The sequence below is a fragment of the Gilliamella sp. B3783 genome (assembly GCF_026536125.1).
Classification (GTDB): domain Bacteria; phylum Pseudomonadota; class Gammaproteobacteria; order Enterobacterales; family Orbaceae; genus Gilliamella.
This window is the reverse complement of record NZ_JAFNOU010000005.1, coordinates 65,961-86,291: the sequence shown is the minus strand read 5'-3', so window position 1 is coordinate 86,291 and position 20,331 is coordinate 65,961. Positions and strand designations below refer to the sequence as shown.

The 20,331-nt window shown below is 33.6% G+C and carries 17 protein-coding genes, 1 tRNA gene and 1 other RNA gene; 9 read left to right on the top strand and 10 right to left on the bottom strand.

Annotated features, from left to right (window positions below; translation table 11 throughout):
- Positions 1–21: 21 nt before the first annotated feature.
- Positions 22–1,524 (bottom strand): hypothetical protein, encoded by a 1,503-nt coding sequence (locus tag J3U59_RS06270; RefSeq protein WP_267333771.1) that lies wholly within the window; start codon positions 1,522–1,524, stop codon positions 22–24.
- A gap of 311 nt (positions 1,525–1,835) precedes the next feature.
- On the opposite strand from J3U59_RS06270, the gene mprF reads away from it, so the two are divergent.
- Together mprF and J3U59_RS06260 are read left to right on the top strand one after the other, a co-directional pair.
- Complete coding sequence (mprF, locus tag J3U59_RS06265) at positions 1,836–4,484, top strand: bifunctional lysylphosphatidylglycerol flippase/synthetase MprF (protein WP_416379589.1); 2,649 nt, start codon at positions 1,836–1,838, stop codon at positions 4,482–4,484.
- A gap of 1 nt (position 4,485) precedes the next feature.
- Positions 4,486–5,757 (top strand): virulence factor family protein, encoded by a 1,272-nt coding sequence (locus tag J3U59_RS06260; protein WP_267333773.1) that lies wholly within the window; start codon positions 4,486–4,488, stop codon positions 5,755–5,757.
- A gap of 51 nt (positions 5,758–5,808) precedes the next feature.
- Here the strand turns inward: J3U59_RS06260 and J3U59_RS06255 are convergent, their stop codons facing one another.
- Positions 5,809–6,705, bottom strand: a complete 897-nt coding sequence (locus J3U59_RS06255) for a DMT family transporter (protein ID WP_267333774.1) — start codon at positions 6,703–6,705, stop codon at positions 5,809–5,811.
- Between the two features lie 858 nt (positions 6,706–7,563).
- Here J3U59_RS06255 and J3U59_RS06250 point away from each other — a divergent pair.
- Together J3U59_RS06250 and ssrA are read left to right on the top strand one after the other, a co-directional pair.
- Positions 7,564–8,544, top strand: coding sequence for a 2-hydroxyacid dehydrogenase (locus J3U59_RS06250; RefSeq protein WP_267333775.1), 981 nt, complete (start codon positions 7,564–7,566; stop codon positions 8,542–8,544).
- A 64-nt stretch (positions 8,545–8,608) separates the two neighbouring features.
- Positions 8,609–8,973: a transfer-messenger RNA gene (gene ssrA / locus J3U59_RS06245) on the top strand.
- Positions 8,974–9,471: 498 nt separating this feature from the next.
- Here ssrA and J3U59_RS06240 read toward each other — a convergent pair.
- The 5 genes from J3U59_RS06240 to J3U59_RS06220 form a co-directional block, all read right to left on the bottom strand.
- On the bottom strand, positions 9,472–10,029 hold the full coding sequence (locus J3U59_RS06240) for a hypothetical protein (protein WP_220679143.1): 558 nt from the start codon (positions 10,027–10,029) through the stop codon (positions 9,472–9,474).
- Positions 10,030–10,032: 3 nt separating this feature from the next.
- On the bottom strand, positions 10,033–10,326 hold the full coding sequence (locus tag J3U59_RS06235) for a helix-turn-helix domain-containing protein (protein WP_267333776.1): 294 nt from the start codon (positions 10,324–10,326) through the stop codon (positions 10,033–10,035).
- A 78-nt stretch (positions 10,327–10,404) separates the two neighbouring features.
- Positions 10,405–10,704, bottom strand: coding sequence for a hypothetical protein (locus tag J3U59_RS06230; RefSeq protein WP_267333777.1), 300 nt, complete (start codon positions 10,702–10,704; stop codon positions 10,405–10,407).
- A 1-nt stretch (position 10,705) separates the two neighbouring features.
- Positions 10,706–10,933, bottom strand: a complete 228-nt coding sequence (locus J3U59_RS06225) for a helix-turn-helix domain-containing protein (protein ID WP_267333778.1) — start codon at positions 10,931–10,933, stop codon at positions 10,706–10,708.
- Between the two features lie 5 nt (positions 10,934–10,938).
- Complete coding sequence (locus tag J3U59_RS06220) at positions 10,939–11,226, bottom strand: helix-turn-helix domain-containing protein (RefSeq protein ID WP_065563680.1); 288 nt, start codon at positions 11,224–11,226, stop codon at positions 10,939–10,941.
- 174 nt (positions 11,227–11,400) lie between these two features.
- On the opposite strand from J3U59_RS06220, the gene J3U59_RS06215 reads away from it, so the two are divergent.
- The 3 genes from J3U59_RS06215 to J3U59_RS06205 all read left to right on the top strand — a co-directional run bounded on the left by J3U59_RS06215 (position 11,401) and on the right by J3U59_RS06205 (position 15,640).
- Positions 11,401–11,646: a helix-turn-helix domain-containing protein gene (locus J3U59_RS06215; RefSeq protein ID WP_267333779.1), complete on the top strand. Its 246-nt coding sequence runs from the start codon at positions 11,401–11,403 to the stop codon at positions 11,644–11,646.
- 428 nt (positions 11,647–12,074) lie between these two features.
- Entirely contained in the window at positions 12,075–14,183 is a 2,109-nt protein-coding gene (locus tag J3U59_RS06210) for an N-6 DNA methylase (protein ID WP_267333780.1), read from the top strand.
- Between the two features lie 32 nt (positions 14,184–14,215).
- Complete coding sequence (locus J3U59_RS06205; RefSeq protein WP_267333781.1) at positions 14,216–15,640, top strand: hypothetical protein; 1,425 nt, start codon at positions 14,216–14,218, stop codon at positions 15,638–15,640.
- A 176-nt stretch (positions 15,641–15,816) separates the two neighbouring features.
- Here J3U59_RS06205 and J3U59_RS06200 read toward each other — a convergent pair whose 3' ends face one another.
- Positions 15,817–16,725, bottom strand: a complete 909-nt coding sequence (locus tag J3U59_RS06200) for a DUF5655 domain-containing protein (protein ID WP_267333782.1) — start codon at positions 16,723–16,725, stop codon at positions 15,817–15,819.
- Positions 16,726–17,631: 906 nt separating this feature from the next.
- On the opposite strand from J3U59_RS06200, the gene J3U59_RS06195 reads away from it, so the two are divergent.
- The gene (locus tag J3U59_RS06195) at positions 17,632–18,177 is read left to right on the top strand and encodes a hypothetical protein (protein ID WP_267333783.1); all 546 of its coding nucleotides are present in this window, start codon (positions 17,632–17,634) and stop codon (positions 18,175–18,177) included.
- A 121-nt stretch (positions 18,178–18,298) separates the two neighbouring features.
- On the opposite strand, the gene J3U59_RS06190 is transcribed toward J3U59_RS06195, so the two are convergent.
- Both J3U59_RS06190 and J3U59_RS06185 read right to left on the bottom strand, forming a co-directional pair.
- Positions 18,299–19,036, bottom strand: a complete 738-nt coding sequence (locus tag J3U59_RS06190) for a carbonic anhydrase (protein ID WP_267333784.1) — start codon at positions 19,034–19,036, stop codon at positions 18,299–18,301.
- Between the two features lie 484 nt (positions 19,037–19,520).
- Positions 19,521–19,596, bottom strand: a tRNA-Asn gene (locus J3U59_RS06185).
- 149 nt (positions 19,597–19,745) lie between these two features.
- On the opposite strand from J3U59_RS06185, the gene J3U59_RS06180 reads away from it, so the two are divergent.
- On the top strand, positions 19,746–20,318 hold the full coding sequence (locus J3U59_RS06180) for a TIGR00730 family Rossman fold protein (RefSeq protein ID WP_267333785.1): 573 nt from the start codon (positions 19,746–19,748) through the stop codon (positions 20,316–20,318).
- Positions 20,319–20,331: the final 13 nt, after the last annotated feature.

The following is a 20,331-nucleotide window of genomic DNA, read 5'->3' as shown; positions in this document are numbered from 1 at the left end:
ATCACTAATTGTCGCAATACGTTAATTAGGACTGATACAAACCAGACTACCATATCCCCTTTTTTGAATTTGTCCCATATTTGAATAAACTTGCAAATCATTGCTAGTCAAGTAAATTTCATTAGGGTAAATGTCAGCTTGCGGATAAGAATTTAGATGAATTTCGCCCCACTCAGCAAACAATCCACCACCAATACGGCGTTGATAATTATTGCCTTGCCCGGCCAAACCACCATCCCAATAACTCGAAGAATCTTTTGAATTGGCATTGGTCAATTGTGATACTGTCGGTAATTGATAACCTAAATCACGACAATACTGTTTTGCTGCTTCATCAAAATTTTCCGGACGAGTTTTTTTAGCAATAAACCATTTTTTAATGGTAAAACTATATAGCTTTTGGGTTTTCGCCTTATCGGCATAAAGAATAAAGGTGGTGGCAACTGCTGCTTTACTTGCATCTTGCAAACTGGCGCCGTCAGCCGGACCGGTTAAAGTGATTTTTGCTTGATTACCTTTGCTGGTAATCTCTAAGTCAATGCCGGAATCGGCAGGTATTTTAGTAAAGCTCATATTACTGGCTGAATCAGCTAAATCCATGGTAAACAATAGCCCATTAGCGGCCATAGTTGGAAAGTTCAATTCTGGATTATCAAAAGATTGTTGTCTGAATCCTTTGGCATCATCCCACATGCCTTGCGGTCCTGAATAATTCGAACCTGACCAAGTTTTATGGGTATCGCTGACGAATAAATTGGGTTTTGCCGATAAAGAGCAAGCACCCGGTGCCGGATTCAGGTAGTAAATCATATCAGTGTAGTTCAATGAAAAATGGTTAGGATCGCCATATTTAGTGGTGACATCACTCCCATCATGCATTAGCCTAAAGCTATAAGGCGCTTCACAATCGTTTAATTCATCATCCAAACTAAGCACTTGGTTATTGGCATTTTTTACAATCAATTGAAAATGACCGGTCGCCGTTATTTCACCATCACCATCGACATCAAACCAATAAGGACCAGAGTTGAGCACATCGGTCATGCTTTGTTGAGCAGTGATATCCTTGTTTTGATCTGAGCTATCTGCTGTTTGATTGTAAGGGATGATCGTTTTAATATCTTTAACTTTGGTTGGTGCACCGGTTAATTGAATCGGATTAGTGGTGGAGGAAACGTTATTTGAGTAATTAAATTCTCTGCCGTCAGGTAAAGTAATGACGAATAAATCATAAGTGGTATAAGCACGGCTTTTACCACCATCAAAAGTAAGATAGGGAGCCGAACCTTGTATGGTATTTACAGTCTTAACAGCTTGAACTACGGGTAATGCACTAAAAACATCAAAACTGAATAAACCAAAACAAAACGGCATTATAGCGAGTAAAATGAAATAAAATCGAGTTATTATTGTTAGCAATAAATGAAAAATAATAGGAATGAACAAAACACAATATCTTCTTCTACTAAAACGTTGCCAGCTTGGCGATCGAAGTCTATTTAAATTACCTATCTCTGTTTTCATAATAAAACAACTTATTAAATAATTATTGATAACAACAAAACAACAACTAAATGCCTTTTTACGAATAAACTATCAGTGATAACGCTTAAATTACTTTAGCTAATTTGCAACTAAGGTTAAAAGTAAACTAACTATAAAGCAATACATATTATCCCAAAAGTAATATTTATTAACCCATAATGATTTTTGTTAAAAACTCATATCAACTAAATAAAAATAATCAATTAAACAAGTTGCTCAGTAATAATTAATGTTTTTTTTATATTTTTTTTATTTTGGGATGATTGTTTTCAACAAACTTGAAAGGTAGAATGCGCAAATCAAAAATTTATAAAGCAAATATCGGAGTTGCTCACGTGAAAATATCAGCGCGTAAAGTTTTGCCTTGGCAATTGATAGAATACTTCACTCGCTATCGCCAATTCCTAGCTTTATTATTTGGATTATCCATCTTTTTTATTGCTTTGATTGTTTGCTGGCATCTATTAAAAGAAATTAATCTTGATGATTTAAAATTAGCCGTTCACCAACTCTCACCGCAAGCTATTTTATTTGCTTGTTTATCGGCTATTGGTAGCTATTTAATGTTAATTTGCTATGAATGGTCAGCCGCACGTTATGCAGGCGTAAATCTAAAGCCTTCTATTATTGTTTTAGGTGGAATTTGTGCTTCAGCTATTGGTAATGCAATAGGTTTATCGGCGTTATCAGGGGGCGCAGTTCGTTGTCGTTTATACTTCAAATATGGACTAACAACGATTGATGTGGCAAGAATGTCGATTTTTGTTACACTCTCTTTAGGCTTTACGCTACCATTACTGGCAGCAGCGGCGGCATTAATTCATCCACATAATGCTATGGTTGCTTTGCACTTATCTGAAAATGGCGTGATATTGATAGCAAGCATGCTATTTTGTTTTTATGTTGGATTATTTATTTTCTTATACTGCAATCGTTTATCGGACAGGCCTAATAAAGATACTCGCTTATTTAAAATTGCAAGATGGTCTATTCGTTTACCAAACTTACGTTTGGCTTCAAGCCAATTTATTATTACCTTCTTTGATGCTGTCTTAGCAGGGGCTATCCTTTACTTTCTATTACCTTCTCATCCAAATTTTATTACCTTTATTATGATTTACATTTTAGCATTAGTTGCTGGTGTATTAAGTCATGTACCAGGAGGGGTAGGCGTATTTGAAGCAATTATGCTCGCTGCATTTTCATCTCAAATTGGTGCAGCATCTTTAACTGTCGCATTAGTCATTTATCGTATTATTTATATTTTAATCCCGCTTATCCCTGCTGGGATTTTGCTGTTAATCAATGAAGGAAAGCATTATTTAACTTCATCACAAGTCAAGCAAACGCAAACGGGAATTGCGGCTTCTATCATGGCTGCTGCGGTATTTTTTGCCGGTGTAGTGATGATGTTTTCTAGCATCATTCCTGGTTTTAATCATCGTTTTGTTGATGAATTTATTCCGAATAAAATTATCAATATAGCTCATCTAAGTGCGAGTTTGATTGGCGTTTTATGTTTATTACTTGCAATGGGTTTACGCCGACGTCTTTATTCAGCGTGGGCAATTACCGTTGTTTTACTCTTGATTGGTAGCCTCTGCTCGGTGTTAAGAGGCCTACATTGGATAGAAGCCATAACGTTATTAGTTATTGCAATATTACTCATTAATTTTAGGCATGCTTTTTATCGAAAAAGCCGACTTAGTGTTATCCCCTTTTCTTTCAAATCTTTTGCCATCTGTTTTTGTCTGATTGCGCTTTTTGTTTGGCTTATTTTATTTATTTATCAAGATGTCCCCTATAGCCAAGATCTATGGTGGCAGTTTGAATTAGATAGCCGAGTACCACGTGCATTACGTGCAGCCTTAGGCAGTTTTATTTTGTTAAGTTCTATTATGTTAATCTGGTTATTTAGGCCAGCGTTACCAATTTTAACTAAACCAGAAACAGAACAACTTAATAAAGCTTATGAAATCATTTTAAATTCAAAACAGCCTGAAGGCGGCTTAGCAATGAGTGGCGATAAATCACTCTTGTTCAACCAAGAACAAACCGCCTTTATTATGTATGCAAGACGCGGCCGAAGTATGGTTGCCTTATTTGACCCGATTGGTGATATTGCTGATAGAGCTGACTTAATTTGGTCATTTCGTGATCTGTGTGATGAACATCATCTTCGCCCTGTTTTTTATCAAGTCAAAGCAGCTAATTTACCTTTTTATATGGATATTGGTTTACGTACAGTAAAACTTGGTGAAGAAGCATTAGTCAATTTAAAAATCTTTGATTTAACATCAAAAGGTTATAAAGATCTTCGTTATACTTGGAATCGAGGGCAACGTGATGGACTATCACTCAAATTTTATCCACCAGGAACAGCGCCGCTTGATGAACTAAAAGCGGTTTCGGATGCTTGGCTTAAAAATAAACATTCAAAGGAAAAAAGATTTTCGTTAGGGTCTTTTTCTAAGCAATATCTGGATAATTTTACGATAGCAGTCATTGAATACCAAGGACGCATCATTGCTTTTGTTAATTTACTTGAGACCGATCAACACTATTCTGCCAGTATCGATTTAATGCGGGTCATACAAGATATTCCCAAATTAACGATGGAATTTTTAATGGTGGGCTTAATTTTGCATTATCAAGAAAGAGGGTTTAAGTACTTTAGTCTAGGTATGGTACCCTTGGCTGGTATGCAAAGGCGACGCGGCGCCCCATTAATTCAAAGGCTAGGTGCACTCGTGTTTAGACGAGGTGGACGTTTTTATAACTTTCAAGGTTTACGTCGCTTTAAAGAAAAGTTTGCAACGCATTGGGAGCCGCGTTATATGGCCGTTCCCGCAGGGCTTGATCCATTAGTTGCTTTAATTGATACTACTATGCTTATTTCTGGTGGTATTACAGGTTTAAAAAAGAATAAAAATAATTAATATGAAAAAATTTATACGCTATGCTTTATTATTTATTACGCTATTAATACTGATTATACTCGGCTGGTATTTTATAAAAAATCAAGAAAGTGCATCAGTTAAGACCGTAACAATCAATAATGAGTATTTCATTCTATCAGCAGCCCCAAAACGCTCAGCTGAAGCAGCCGCAATTATTGTTGCTACACCCAAAAATCATTTTACTGAACAACAATTGTTAGACTTGTCAGAAAAAATGGGCGCTAAACTTGTCCAGTTTGAATTAAAGCCCTCTGCCAGTTGTAGTGAGCAGCAAGCACGTTTTAAACAAGCTAAAAAAATTCTCAAAGAAAAGAATTTTGCTGTCGCAGGCATGGAAGAAGGTGCAGCCTTTGCTTATAGATGGTTAACAGAACAACAAAGTGATGACGCCAAAGCATTATCAATTGAATTTACCTTAGATCACAAAGATTGCGATGCACCATTACCGGCACAAGCCAGCCATGGTAGTTGGCAAGTGATTTGGAATAATCCACCGGATGATGATGTTGCTGTTTTTCCTCGGGAACAAAAAAATATTCATGTTACAACGTCAATCGGTGAATACCAAGCTTCGCCAACTGAACTACTGAGTTTACACTTATCATCTATTTTATTTGGTGAGCATGAACAATTACCTGTTATAGAATTACCCGCCAGAAGCAAAGAGATCCACCCTAAAACCATTACACTTTATTATTCTGGTGATGGTGGTTGGCGTGATCTTGATAAAGTTTCGGCTGAATATATGGCTTTGCATGGGTATGCGGTAGTTGGCGTCGATGCATTAAAACTGTTTTGGCAGCATCGTTCAGTTGAACGTAGCGCGAAAGATTTGAGCTATTTAATGCAACAATATCGAGACAAATGGGGAACAACTCAATTCGTTTTAGCTGGTTACTCTTTTGGTGGGGATATTTTACCTGCACTCTATAACCGACTATCACCGCAAGATCAAAAAAGTGTCCAAGCGCTAGTTATGATAGCTTTTTCAAAAGATGCTAATTTTGAAATTGAAGTCAGTGGATGGCTAGGGCAATCGGGTGACGAAATGAAAACCGCACCAGAAGTTGCACAGATTCCAGCCAATAAACTATTTTGCATCTATGGAGAGGAAGAAAAAGAGGATACCGGCTGTCTACAGCCTGAAATGAAAGGTGAAGCATTTCAATTGCCTGGTGGGCATCATTTTGATGAAAATTATGAACATCTTGGTCAAATCATTATGGATGCTATTGATAAGCGAGTACAATAATTAACAATAAAGGGGCAATAGCCCCTTTTGAATATAACTCATAGAGTTAAGTCATCGCTTTTTAATTTTTATTCTACCTTCAGACAATAATACACCAATAAGTGTCAGTAAGGTGCCGAATGCAGCAATTAAAGTAAACGGTTCATGTAAAATCATAACCGCAGCAAGAATGGTCAAAATTGGCAATAAATACAGATAAATACTAATTTTAACAGCGCCAACTAATTTCACTGCATAATTCCAAGATACAAAACAAATTGCTGATGCGCCAACACCCAAAAATAGTATATTAAGTAAATTAGTCATTTGACTAAACCGTTCTAACCCAAACTTAAAGTCAAAAATAGATAAAGCCGGTATCATCAGTAGTAAGCCATAAAAGAAAAAACGTCTAGTCAATAAAATGGTATTGTAACCATAATTACTGCTTTTTTTGGTTAAAATAGAATAGCAAGCCCAAAATAAACAAGCTGCAACAGCAAGAATATCACCTAAAGGATTAAGAGAAAGCACATATTTACCATTAAAGCTAATCAATGCAACCCCAAAAATAGCAAACAAACAACCAATATAAAAACGTCGAGGCGGCCTTTCTGTTTTCAAAAAGAATATCGATAAAAACGCTGTAAATACGGGAGCTAAGGTCGTGATAACCCCAACATTCGAGGCATTGGTATAAGTTAACGCTATATTTTCACATAGAAAGTAACATGTTACTCCGCAAAATCCAGCACATAAAAACATTAATTCTCGCTTAATACCCTGCCAAACTAACAAACGCGGGGCTAAAACCCAAAGCATGACATAGCCAAGACAAAATCGATAAAACAAAATTTCAATGGGTTTAAAATTGACCAATAATACTTTTGTTGCAATAAACGTACTTCCCCAAATAAAGATTGTCATCAAGGCAATTAGGTGTCCTTGTGTTTTTTTGGTAACGAACATAAAAATCTCTCTACTTATATCAATAAAAAGCTATCAAAGTGTACATGATTATCTTAAGTTTGGTCACTTTATAATTAAGTATTAGTGGGCAGGACTTGATAGCAGAAAAAACAATACCATTTCAATAGCCGATAATGAATATTATCTTCCTACCGAGTGAAGCGCAATTTTTTTACTGTAATTTGATAGTAACAATAAATGAGAAGCTAAAATTTGAAAAGATCGTTTGACAAAAAATAACAGATAAAAAAAATCCACCCGAAAACTCGAGTGGAGGGCAAAAAATGAAAAAATGTAATCTGTAGATATAGACAAGCTAAACAACAAAAAGTTCAATTTAATTTCAAATAATTTTAGTTTTTTATGAAATAAATTCATATATAATTGATTTATAATAAATATTTTTTTAATTTTTTAAAAAAAAATTTTTGTGTTAGTACAAAAATAAGTCAAATAATCTTACTTTTTTATCAACAATAACTTTACAGCGTTATTATGATCAGTAGCAAATCAATCAGATTATTTTCATAGTGGCTGGCAATATAAATTCTTAATGTTATTTATTTTATTTTTTGAACGATTATCGATTACTTATTCTTGTATTAACTATTTAACGGCTTTGCTTGCCTGTTACTTATTAATATTTCGATATAATTACTATACCTCATCTTTTTTTAATCAAGCTGCATTCGGTTATTATTCAAAATAAAATGTGAGTGCAAAACCATTTTTTTGCTTAAACACATCTCTAAGATTAAAATTCTTTACAAATTAACTTTTTAAGTCAATCAATTGCACAATAAAAGTGACTAGCGATATACTGGCTAAAACAATTCAAGCAGCACGTAAGGAGAGTTTATGAAAAAGAATGTTGTATTATTTAGTAAAATTCCTGCTGATCAACAAGCTAGATTAGAGCAAGCTTTTAATCTCACACTATTTGAACGTAATCCTAATACCGATACAGAAGCCTTTATTCAAGCATTAGCAAGTGCCGACGGTATGATAGGTTCTAATATGCCAACACGCATTGATGATGAATTTTTAACCCAAACGCCAAAATTAAAAGCAGCAGCAACAATTTCGGTTGGTTACGATAACTATGATCTTAGTGCTTTAAAAAAGCATGGTGTTCGATTAATGAATACCCCGAAAGTATTGACCGAAAGCACCGCTGACCTTATTTTTACACTATTAATGGCGACCGCACGCCGAACGGTAGAGTTATCCAATCTAATTCATGATGGAAAATGGACCAAGAGCATTACACCTGAATATTTTGGCACAGATATTTATGGTAAAACCATTGGTATTTTAGGGATGGGTCGAATTGGTAAAGCGATTGCTAAACGCGCACACTGTGGCTTTGATATGAATGTCATTTACTATAACCGCTCAGCCCATCCCGATGTAGAACAAGCTTATCAAGCTAAGCGCCTAGAACTTGATGACGTGCTTAGCCAAGCAGATTTTGTGGTGATTATTCTGCCATTAACCGACCAAACCAAACGACTCATTACTAAACAAAAATTAGCTTTAATGAAACCATCAGCCATATTAATTAATGGTGCGAGAGGAGCAATTGTAGATGAGCAAGCATTAATTGAAGCATTAAAAAATAAAACGATCAAAGCTGCTGGCCTTGATGTATTTGAAGTCGAACCCCTACCAACAACTTCACCACTCATGCAGCTTGATAATGTTTTATTATCACCACATGTAGGATCAGCAACAGTTGAAACTCGCTACGCAATGGCAAAATGTGCAGTCGATAATATTATTGCCGCATTAAAAGATGAAAAACCAACCGAAAACTGGGTAAACCCCGAAGTTGGTTAACTTGTATTCCCTATTGAATTGACCTATAATGCCCCGATATTGTTTACATTAACAATTCACAATTGGGGCTGATTCTGGATTCGACGGGATTTGCGAAACCCAAGGTGCATGCCGAGGTGCGGTAGGCCTCGTAAATAAACCGCAAAAAAATAGTCGCAAACGACGAAAACTACGCACTAGCAGCTTAATAACCTGCATAGAGCCTTCTCTCCCTAGCCTCCGCTCGTAGGACGGGGATAAAGAGGAGTCAAACCCAAACGAGATCGTGTGGAAGCCTTGCTTGGGGCGGAAGCATTAAACTTAATCAAGCTAGTCTATCGGTAGCGTGTTTGTCCGCAGCAGGTAGGCGAAATTTAAAGACAAACTACGCATGTAGTACCAAGGATGTAGAGATTTCGGACGCGGGTTCAACTCCCGCCAGCTCCACCAACTATCTTCTGTCATATTTTTAAATAGCAAATACATTGAATATAAATAAAAGATTTAAAGTTTTCTTTACTATCATTAATCCCCATTAAGATCTATTAATCGCAGATAACAATAAATGTAACCTAAGTTAAATTTTGAAAGATCGGTCAAAAATTAATTTACAGTGAAGAAAGCATCAAAATACAAGATCACTTTACATCACAAAGATTCTTTCTCTGTTTTAATGATAAAAAATATTCTGATTATAATACTCAAGCATTAGCGACTGTACAAAGTAACATGATGGGTTCTTATTTGGTTAATTATGAACTTTCAAGACAGAATTCAGATTGAGTTCATGCTTTTATAAAAATCTCTCGCATAACGACAAAAATAAAGTCTGGCGCGCCTATAATCGTTCAACCTATTTAAAACAAGCGTAAAGAGCTGATGACTTGGTGAGGGAAATGGGTTTGTGAAAACTTAAGTGCTCTATCCTATTATAGCTTTTTTAAAATATTACAGTCTCACCTGCTCATTATCTAAGTAAGTATATTTAAATTTTTCACCATATAATGATTCATAATATATGATGTAGTTAAAGCTAATTCCTTTATGAAAAAGGTATGTTTGCGCAATAGCACATTTAGGTGCTCTATTTTTTATTTTTATCAATGCCAATTCTTCATTAATAGCCATTGTGTCACCATTTCTTGGTGTCAAAATATAAAAACAACTTTCATCCAAACCGAGCTTTTGGATAGCCAGATAAAATTTAACCTCTGAATCTCCAATAATCTCCTTACCATTAACAAAAACCTCTAAATCCTTAATTATTGCAGTCCCTAACCCATTATTGATTATATATACACCAAATAACTCTTCATCCCTATTATCCGAAAAATATGAATTGATATGAGGAATAACAGAAAGGCGGTTATGTTCTCTTGTCAATGAGTTTTGTTGAAAAGTAAAGTATACGGCTATAATAGAAATCATAACGGAAAATATAGAAAGATAAGTCCCTAAATTTTTATTTGATATATTTTTCGCATTCTTTTTTTTCTGTTGAGACATAAATTAATTCTGTTTAATTAATGAATTGTTATTTTCATATTTCAAAATCATTTCAGCCAATTTATCATCTTCCGCGTACAAATAAGCTAATGGTATATCTAAAGCTTCAGCTAATCTTCCGGCAGTATCTAAACTTGCTTCATGAACCCCTTGTTCGTACCTATTAATACGAGTACTTGCGACAAATTCATCAATTCCAGCTAATTTACCTAGTTCTTTTTGCGATAAACCACGCTCAAGTCTGATATGCTTCAATCTTAAGCAAAATATAGAACGATATTTGTTTTTATTCTTCATACAGCCTTCTGAGATGAATTGCCTAAGGTTACAATAATCGTAGATCTTACATATATCCGATACTACGTATAACGTAATTTAAAAGTACCAATAGTTGGGTGAAATAACAGCAAGGATTGCAAATAAAAACATTAATAAGTTTTCAAACTCTTCTAGCCAATCATCTGGCATAACGTACATCTCATTATACTCAGCAGCAAAATGAATAATATGTGAATATTTACTAAGTGCTTTATTGTTATACGGCAACGTAGCAAACATATCCCGACAAATATAGGCTCCATAAAGAGGAAGGTGTTGTAAAACAGAGCGATTAAAGTTATCTAAAGCTTCATCATCACAGGCTGATGAGCATATGTACCCGTATATAATTGCCATTTTATTTAATCTTTTTAATTACAGCCTCAGGATTGAGTGAAAGTAATCGAGCAATATGTACAAACTCCACCACATCTAAACGGCGTTCTCCACTTTCAACCTTGGCAATAAAAGATTGTGGCCGATTTAATGCTTGTGCTAGTTTTTCTTGGGTTATGTTTTGCTTAATTCTTGCTTCTTTCAGTGTATGAATAACAAGCTGATATTGTTCTAAATAAATTGATGTCATCACAATTATGAAGCCGTTAAACTCACAAATGCATTAGGCTTTTGCTTTTTTAGCTTGTTATATTGAATAATAAAATCGGCTAATTCATCGTCTTCAGCATAAAAATAAGCGCTAGGTACATCAAGAACTTTTGCGAGACGTTTTACAAGAGTAAAATCAGGTGAATGAACTTCATTTTCATAAGAACTAATGCGGGAACTTGCTGATTCTTCGTCTAATCCTGCTTTCACTCCAAGTTCAGTTTGTGTCAGATCTGCATTAATTCTAGCTATTTTTAATCGCTTACCAATCATGATTATTGCTACTCATCTTATATAGTTTTGATTAATAATTATCCTCTTCTTCGATTTGAATTTCGTAATGGAATGCCTTAATAAATCATGTATAACTTGAATTTTGATTTTAATTTAATCATAATTAAAGTTTTACATTAATAATTCATGTAATTGATGATTTTAGGAGGTGTTATGAATAGCAAAAAAGACTGGCATCCTGCCGATATTATTGCAGCATTGAAAAAGAAAGGAACAACGCTATCTGCGTTATCTAGACAATCTGGCTATGCACCTTCAACGCTCTCTAACGCACTTGTTCGCCCATGGACAAAAGGCGAACTGATTATTGCCAATGCATTAGGTATAGAGGCTAAACGAATTTGGCCCTCTCGTTATAGAAAGAAAATTCGGGTATTGCGAATTAAAAAATGTGAATAGAACCATCTAATATCTATTACGGACAATACTAAAAAGTCAGGGCCAATAAAATGCACGGTTCACGGCACTCTTTTAACTTTACACGATAAAAAACGCTTACTAGTTGGAAATCACCGAAAGCAAGGGGATTAACTAGTAAAGAGCTAATGCCGGAGTAGCAGATTAGAAAACAATTGGCTGCGCTAGCAGAGAACTTGGGCATGAGCAGATTATGGACATAGGGTTTATTAAAGATAACTCAGCTAATTTATTTTATAAGTTATGAGCAATATTCTCTAATAATGATGCATTTAAATTGTAAATTAATTAATGTATAGCAATACGATTTTTACAGTATATAACTACTAATTACATTCATCAAAATAACAAAATATAGTAAGATATGGACCATTATGCATTAATGCGCCATTATCCTTACAGAGTATTATATGATATTAGCTAACATTCTTCGTGATTCAGACTATAAACTAAACCAATTTAAAGATGAAAAAATTACCAAATTAGAACAAAGCATTGTTTTCAAACAAGATAAAAAAGGCAGTGATATTGCCTATATTGAATGTCTAATTCGTAAAAAACAAATTAAATTGACACCAGAAGAGGTTGTTCGCCAATTATATTTAATGGTACTAATCGATGATTACCAGTATTCAAATAGCCGTATAGCAGTAGAGGAATCTGTTTCTTTTGGGCGAGAGAAAAAACGTGCCGATATTGTCGTGTTTGATGCACAACAACTCACGGTTCCTTATATCATTATTGAGCTCAAAAAACCTAAATTAAAAGATGGTAAAGAACAATTAAAATCTTACTGTAATGCAACAGGAGCGCCTATTGGAGTATGGACAAATGGCGAATCCATCTCATATTACAACAGAAGAGATCCTAACTATTTTATTGATATTCCCTCAATACCAAAATCAACGCAAAAACTGACTGATATTTTAACCGAACGTTGGACCATTCAAACTTTAGTTGATAATGATAAATTAATTAAAGAGCGTAAATCTCTAAAAGACCTTATTTTAGAGATGGAAGATGAAGTGCTAGCTAATGCTGGCGTTGATGTTTTTGAAGAGCTTTTTCAACTGATTTTTACCAAACTATTTGATGAATTATCCAGTACACGGAATCCATCAAGAAACCTTGAATTCCGTAATTACGGTGAAACAGGTGCTGAGCTTAAAGAAAAGATACAACGCTTATTCGACGAAGCTAAACAGCATTGGGAGGGAGTTTTTGATAATAGAGCTAAAATCACGTTAACATCATCACATTTAGAAGTATGTGTATCCTCCTTACAAGGAATCAAATTATTTAACTCTAATTTAGATGTGGTAGATGAGGCTTTTGAATACTTAATCAATAAAAGCAGCAAAGGGGATAAAGGACAATATTTTACGCCTCGTTATGTTATTGATATGTGCGTTAAAATGCTTAATCCACAAGCACACGAATACATGATTGATACTGCTGCGGGTAGTTGTGGTTTCCCTGTGCATACTATCTTTCATGTATGGAAACAGCAGTTAAAAGAGAGAGGACTGCCAGTAAGTCATCTATTTACAGCTGAGAAAAAACTTCCCGAACAGGAAGATTATGTGCGTTCTAAAGTATTTGCCATTGACTTTGACGAGCGCGCTGTACGTGTAGCCAGAACTTTAAACCTAATTGCTGGTGATGGTCAAACCAATGTTATGCATCTAAATACCTTAGATTATGACCGCTGGAATGATTACTACAATAATGTTGAATGGACAGATATTTACGGCACAGGTTGGAAAAATATTCGTAAATTATTAGTCAATCCTAAATCTTATAATGTAAATGGTGAAACAAAATTTGATTGCCGAGATTTTAACTTTGACATTATTATGGCAAACCCGCCTTTTGCTGGTGAAATCAAAGAGAGTCGTTTACTAGCTAAGTATGAACTTAGTAAAAATTCTAAAGGTAAACAGCAGGCAAAGGTTGGACGCGATATTTTATTTATTGAGCGTAACTTAGACTTCTTAAAACCAGGTGGGCGTATGGCGGTTGTCTTACCACAAGGCCGTTTTAATAACAGTTCAGATAAATATATTCGAGAATATATTGCTGACCGTTGCCGAATATTAGGTGTTGTAGGTTTGCATGGCAATGTTTTTAAACCACATACAGGCACTAAAACCAGCGTATTATTACTACAAAAATGGAATGATGATCCAAATCTTGGTCCACTTTGCCCTCGTGTCGATGACTACCCTATCTTCTTTGCTACCATGCAAGAACCAAGCAAAGATAATAGCGGTGAAAAAATATATGTCAAAAAACAGGATTATCCAGAATCAGCACAAAAAATGCGGCATGAACAACAATCTGCCGAACCAGTCGATAGTTATAATGATGATAGTATCGATATGGAACAGTACCTATTAGATAGTCATGGTCATTTGATTGTTAAACATGATTTATTTAACCATGAAGGTTTAACTCAAGATGGTATTGCGGAAGCCTTTATTGAGTTTGCAAAAAAAGAGAAGTTAAGTTTTTTTTAAATAGCCCTTTTGATAAAGCGAAGTATGAAGCTTTGTTGGAAGGGCTTGAGATAAAAGAAATTATGTTGAAGACTATATATGCGAATAAAGACTATCGAATAGATTCTCAGTTTCACACAGAGACAGTGATTAAAAATTTAGCTCTGAGTTATAAACGGATAGGTGATATTTTATTATCTAGTCAATATGGTATTTCTATTGAAATGAATGAAAACCGTATTGGTTATCCCATTTATAGAATGAATGAAATACATTCAATGTTGTGTGATTTAAATGTTAATAAATCAGCTAATATTAACTTAATTGAATTAAGCACATTTAAATTGAATGATAAGGATGTTTTATTTAATAGGACTAATTCTTATGAATGGGTCGGACGTACAGGTGTTTACTATAATAATGAAGATAATCGAATATTCGCTTCTTATTTAGTTAGATTTATTCCAGACCCTTTAGTTATTAAACCAGAATATTTAGCATGTTTCTTAAGCTCTAAGTTTGGTGTCAAAGAAATCAAGAGAAGAGCAAGAGAATCAATAAATCAAACAAATGTGAATCCCGAAGAAGTCAAAGAAATTGAGATCCCTATTCTTTCAAAAGAGTTGCAAAATTGTGTTGAAGATAATTTTGTTAAAGCAAACAGAATGAGAATTGATGCAGCTACATTATATAATCGAGCAGAAAATTTTTTACTAAGGGAAATATCTTTATATTCAATTGATAATAATGCGACAAAAAATATAAAATCACTCAAAGAAAGCTTTTTGTTTACAGGTCGTCTAGACGCTGAATATTATCAACCTAAATATGATGATCTCTTTTATCATCTATCTCAATTAGAAAGTAAAAAGTTAGGGGAAATTGTTAGCATAAAAAAATCAATTGAACCCGGAAGTGATGCTTATCAGGATACGGGGATTCCATTTGTTAGAGTTTCTAATCTCTCAAAATTTGGATTAACAAAACCCGAAATCCATTTGGATGCTAATAAATATGGTAGTGCAACCCTTTATCCTAAGAAAGATACTATACTACTTTCAAAAGATGGTAGTGTTGGTATTGCTTATAAAATTGAAGAAGATATGGAAATTATTACTTCAGGGGCATTATTGCATTTAAATATGATAGATAATGAATTTTTACCTGATTATTTAACTTTAGTTTTAAATTCAAAAATTGTTCAATTGCAAGCTGAACGAGATGCGGGTGGTTCTATTATTCAGCACTGGAAACCATCCGAAATTGAAGAGGTTATTATTCCTAAATTACCATTAGATCATCAGAAAAAGATATCTGATCTAATTCAACAATCGTTTAAACTCAAAAAACAATCCGAACAACTTTTAGAGGTTGCTAAAAAAGCGGTAGAAATAGCGATTGAACAAAATGAAGCAACAGCGATTGATTATATCAACTCATACAGTGAGTTAATACAAGAAGATGGAAACTGGGACTAAACTATTTTCTAATATAAAAAACTCAGCAGACTTTAATTTATCTGCTGAGTTTAATATCCGCATTGATCAGAAGCGTGCAAACAGTAATTCACTTTGGTAATCATTAAAATATTATCCAAGATAGTTTTGGCAGGTTTAAACGTATTATTAGGTATTTTGCTCTTCAAGCAAAATACTTACAACACCTGCTTTACCAAACTCATAATATATTCTAAATTCTTAGTATCAGTTACCGTCAACTCATAATCACCCGTCGCCCAATGACCAACATTAGAAACGTCTTTTGTTAATTTTTTAGGATCGTCAAGATTGCCTTTTTTAGCATTAATCCAAATTTTTAGGGATTTATTTTGTAAGTGTATAGAGACAATATTATTTTTACCCTGTTTAAAAGCAATATAAAGTTTTTTAGGTGAGATTTCTAGATCTGTCGATAATGATAAAATAGCATTCTTAAAGCTTTCATAAAGCTCTAGAACGTCATCTGATTTATCCTCTAAATGGTAGTCTTCATCATATACAACTAACTCTTTGGTTACTTTATCTAATGCCGAATCTTTCGTATGTTGTACTTGTTTAATACTTGGTGCCGACTTAGAACGTTTGATAGGGTTAATCGAAATTAAGTCATTATCAAACCGTTTAATTTCCCATAGTTCTATGGCTAAATCTTTGAAGTTAGTCGATTGTTTTTGATAGTCAGTAAACGCAGGGGAAACAAAAATAATTTTACTTTGCGACCAATCAATTTGATGACGTTTTAAATTCGCTTGGCAAGATTCATTATACTCGACAATAAAATCAGCCTGATAATCCAGCATAAGATTTAAGTAGGTCACGCCCTGATCAATAACACTAAAATTACGTTCACGTTTATATTCAATAATAACAAATGCATTCGCTTCAGTATCATAAGCTAAAGTATCAATGCGGTAATCTTTAATTTTGAATTCAGATTTTACAAAGGTTAAATTACCAATAATATCTAAATTATGTTCAAATAATGACTGGATCTCTTTTTCTAGTTTGAATGGTTTTTCTTTTAAGATAGTCAATTTTTGACTTTTATTTGTAAAAATTTGCATCATTATTTCCTAATCAATCTCATCATTTTTTTATAGAATAAACGATTTCGTGTTTTTTTTCATTGTGTATAAAAATAAAGATATTACGAATATTAACCTAATCAGCACTTAAATTGGTCTACAAAAAATTAAACTATTTTTATTCAATTAATCAATTTATTATAAAATAATTTAACTCCCTCCAGCTTATTAAAGTTCGTAATTTATTGAAAAAATTAATGAATTATTTATTTTTTGTTTCTAATTTTTCTAAATTAATCCAAAGAAGTTTAACCAAATCATCATATCTGATATAAATTGTATTTTTGTATAAGAATTGTTAGGTATGCCATAAAGAGATATTCAAGGAGAACAGCAACGTTGTTGCTAAATACTTAATTAAGAAAACTCAAGCTAATAATGAAAAATAATAAATCTATCATAATGATTATTAATCTTTTAATTAAACCCTCGGATAAAAATTATAACGTATTCAGAATCAATGTTCCGATTCTTGAAAAAGAACTATTCTTGGATTAGAAATTTATCCGCATATATCTTTCGCTGACGCGCTTAGTATTCATTATAAATACCTCTGTGAGATAAAGATCTATGTTATTAATATGGTTTTATTTGGAGAATAATACTACCTTACCCTTATTCAAACATTTAAATAGAAAAAACACTATTGTTATCCAATAAAACCATAGATTAGATTTTATTATTAATAATCAACGATTAACTGAATATCATTGACTATTAATTCACACAATTAAAATGTTTGGTTTGTTTAATTTCAAATCGAAGTATCCTTGTTACCTTCGAGTTTATAAACCGAAAAATTATCTAATTATGAATTGTAAGTAATTATTGATTTAATTGTTCTAATTACATAATATTACTGAAAATTTTATTAAGGATAATGGTATGAAAAAAATAATTTTATTAACTTGTCTTGGATTTATTTTATCTGGTTGTAGTGTTCATCTCCAATTTAATGATCGTTTGTCTTATCAATCATTAAAACAAATAAAATCAGAAATCCATTTACCTCAAAAACAAAACTTAAATATTGTATGGGTTCCTGATAGTTTTACTTCACGTATTGACATACAAGGTTCTTCAGGATTTATTGGTGGTGGTAGTCGTACCCGAATCCCAACCGGTATAGGGCTTTCTACTAGAATTGAAGAGGCAATTAGTACATACGCTGACATAAATTCTGGAGGGAAGAAACTGACAATAATTGTTAATAATGCCAAAACTAAATTTACTTATGGCATGACGAATATTGATAATGCTAGTGTATATTTAAATCTCACATTTGAATTATCAGGTAAAACGTGGACTAAAGAGTTTTCAACCAAGCAAAATGATAGTGGTGTAAAAGATGCAAATATGACTTCTGTGGTAGAATATGCTTGGGATCAGATTGCTTTAGATGTTGCCCGAGAGGTTGCAAAGCATTTATAAGTAATTTCTGGTTTTTTAATTTCGATTATGAAAAAAATTAACAAGTTTATTTATAATAGAATCGAAAAAAATTTGTTAAAATAGGCTCTATCTAAATACATTTGATAGAGCCATTTGGACATTAATCAACAATTACCCTTCCATTTAATGGTTGGACTGGTCGATTGTTATCATGATGCATAATTGAGTGGAACTTTTCGATTTGCTCAGCCGATGCACTGCTTTCTTGTTCTAACACAATCCATCTTACCCCTTCTGTACATGGAGGAGTTGTCAATGAACCACTAAAGCGATAAAAATCTAACCTATTTGGTAATAGAGCTTTTATATCAACAGGCTGAGTAAGCGTTGCCGTCGCTTCAACTTCGGTTGGTATTTGTTGCCAGGCTTTTGCTAATTCTGGATTCGTTTTTCCTTTATTAAACATCAGTGCAACCACAGCTAACTCACCATTCTTATTTTTATAGACAAAATGTGCTTCCATTGGGAACTGTTTGCCCTTAATTTCATTTTCACTTGGCGCATGAAAGTGGAATTGTTGTAAGGTGAAAACTTCGTTATCGATTTGTAAAGTATTACCTTCACCAACATTAACTTGAATAGTGTGACCATTATTGATAATTTCTTGCTTACCTGGTTTGAATACCAGTTTAAGTTTATCATGATGAGTTTTGAACACGTGTTCAATGTTGATAGGTGATTGGTTTTTGCCATTTTCACAAGTTGAAAATTCTGGTGATAGTTTTCCCCAATTTTCAGGTTTATCTTCACCTTCATACCCCCAATGTGAAGAATGTTCTGCAGCAGCACATGATAAACTCGTTACCATTAAAGCCGCCATGATTATGTTAAGTTTCATCTTGATTTTTCACTAGAACGTTGATTAACGGGTCTCAAATTATACGCCTCAAAAAATTGCCTTACTAGAATATACCACTAAGACTTTTTTGTTTTTTTATAAAAAAAATCTTTGACATTTTTAAAAATTAAGTTGTTAATTTGACATCAATCTTCATAACATGAATGAAGTTCATGCTCATCACAGCTATACTTAATATTATCAGGGGATCAATAAAGAATAGAAATTTGAATTTTATTCACAATTTTTAGTTAATGAAGATAGAATTAATAGAAGTCAATAATACAGTTGGAGTAATTTTTGTGGAAAGTGTTATAGAGTGAGTAACAATTTGAATTTATATTATTACTTTAGGTAATTTGGAAAAAGTAACTAGGTGATAGCAAGATAAGCAATCATATAAGGCTAATCACAGACCAAAAATCCATCATAGATGATTAGACATAAAAAAACCTGCTCAATGCAGGTTCTTAAAAACTGAATTTGGCTCCTCCAACAGGACTTGAACCTGTGACATACGGATTAACAGTCCGCCGTTCTACCGACTGAACTATGGAGGAACACTTGACGGACAAAATATTAACCATCTATTACGTTTATGTCAATCGTTAAAACACTAAATAAAATCAATTGCTCAGCTTGTAAGCAAATTTGTCTATGTCTATGCTAAAATAAGTTAAAAATGACAAGATAGGTAAAATAAACGTTTATGAAAAAGAATATTTGTGTGTTTTGTGGTGCCAGTGAAGGCAATCGTGCTGAATATCGTGTTGCAGCGGAACAACTTGGTCAAACCATTGCCAAACAAAATAGGCGATTAATTTATGGTGGTGGCAATAAAGGGTTAATGGGGATTATTGCTAATGCCGTATTAGCTAATGGTGGTGAGGTTATTGGTGTTATTCCTGAACGTTTAGTTAAAGCCGAAACTGCGCATCATGGCATTACTCAGTTAGAAGTTGTTCAAAATATGCATCAACGCAAAGCAAGGCTTGCTGAACTAGCTGATGGTTTTATTGCGATGCCAGGTGGAACAGGCACATTAGAAGAAATTTTTGAAGTTTGGACAGCGATGCAAATAGGCTACCATGAAAAACCTGTCGCGCTATTCAATAGCCAATTTTGGCAACCTCTGCTGAACTTTTTAAAGCATGCAGTACAAGAGGGGTTTATTCGAGAAAGTTTTTATAACACATTAATCGTATCGGATGATGCAACAAATATATTACAAAAAATGGATGATTTTATTGCTAAAGACCTACAGCGTTGGGTGAAAAAGTAATTATTATTTATCA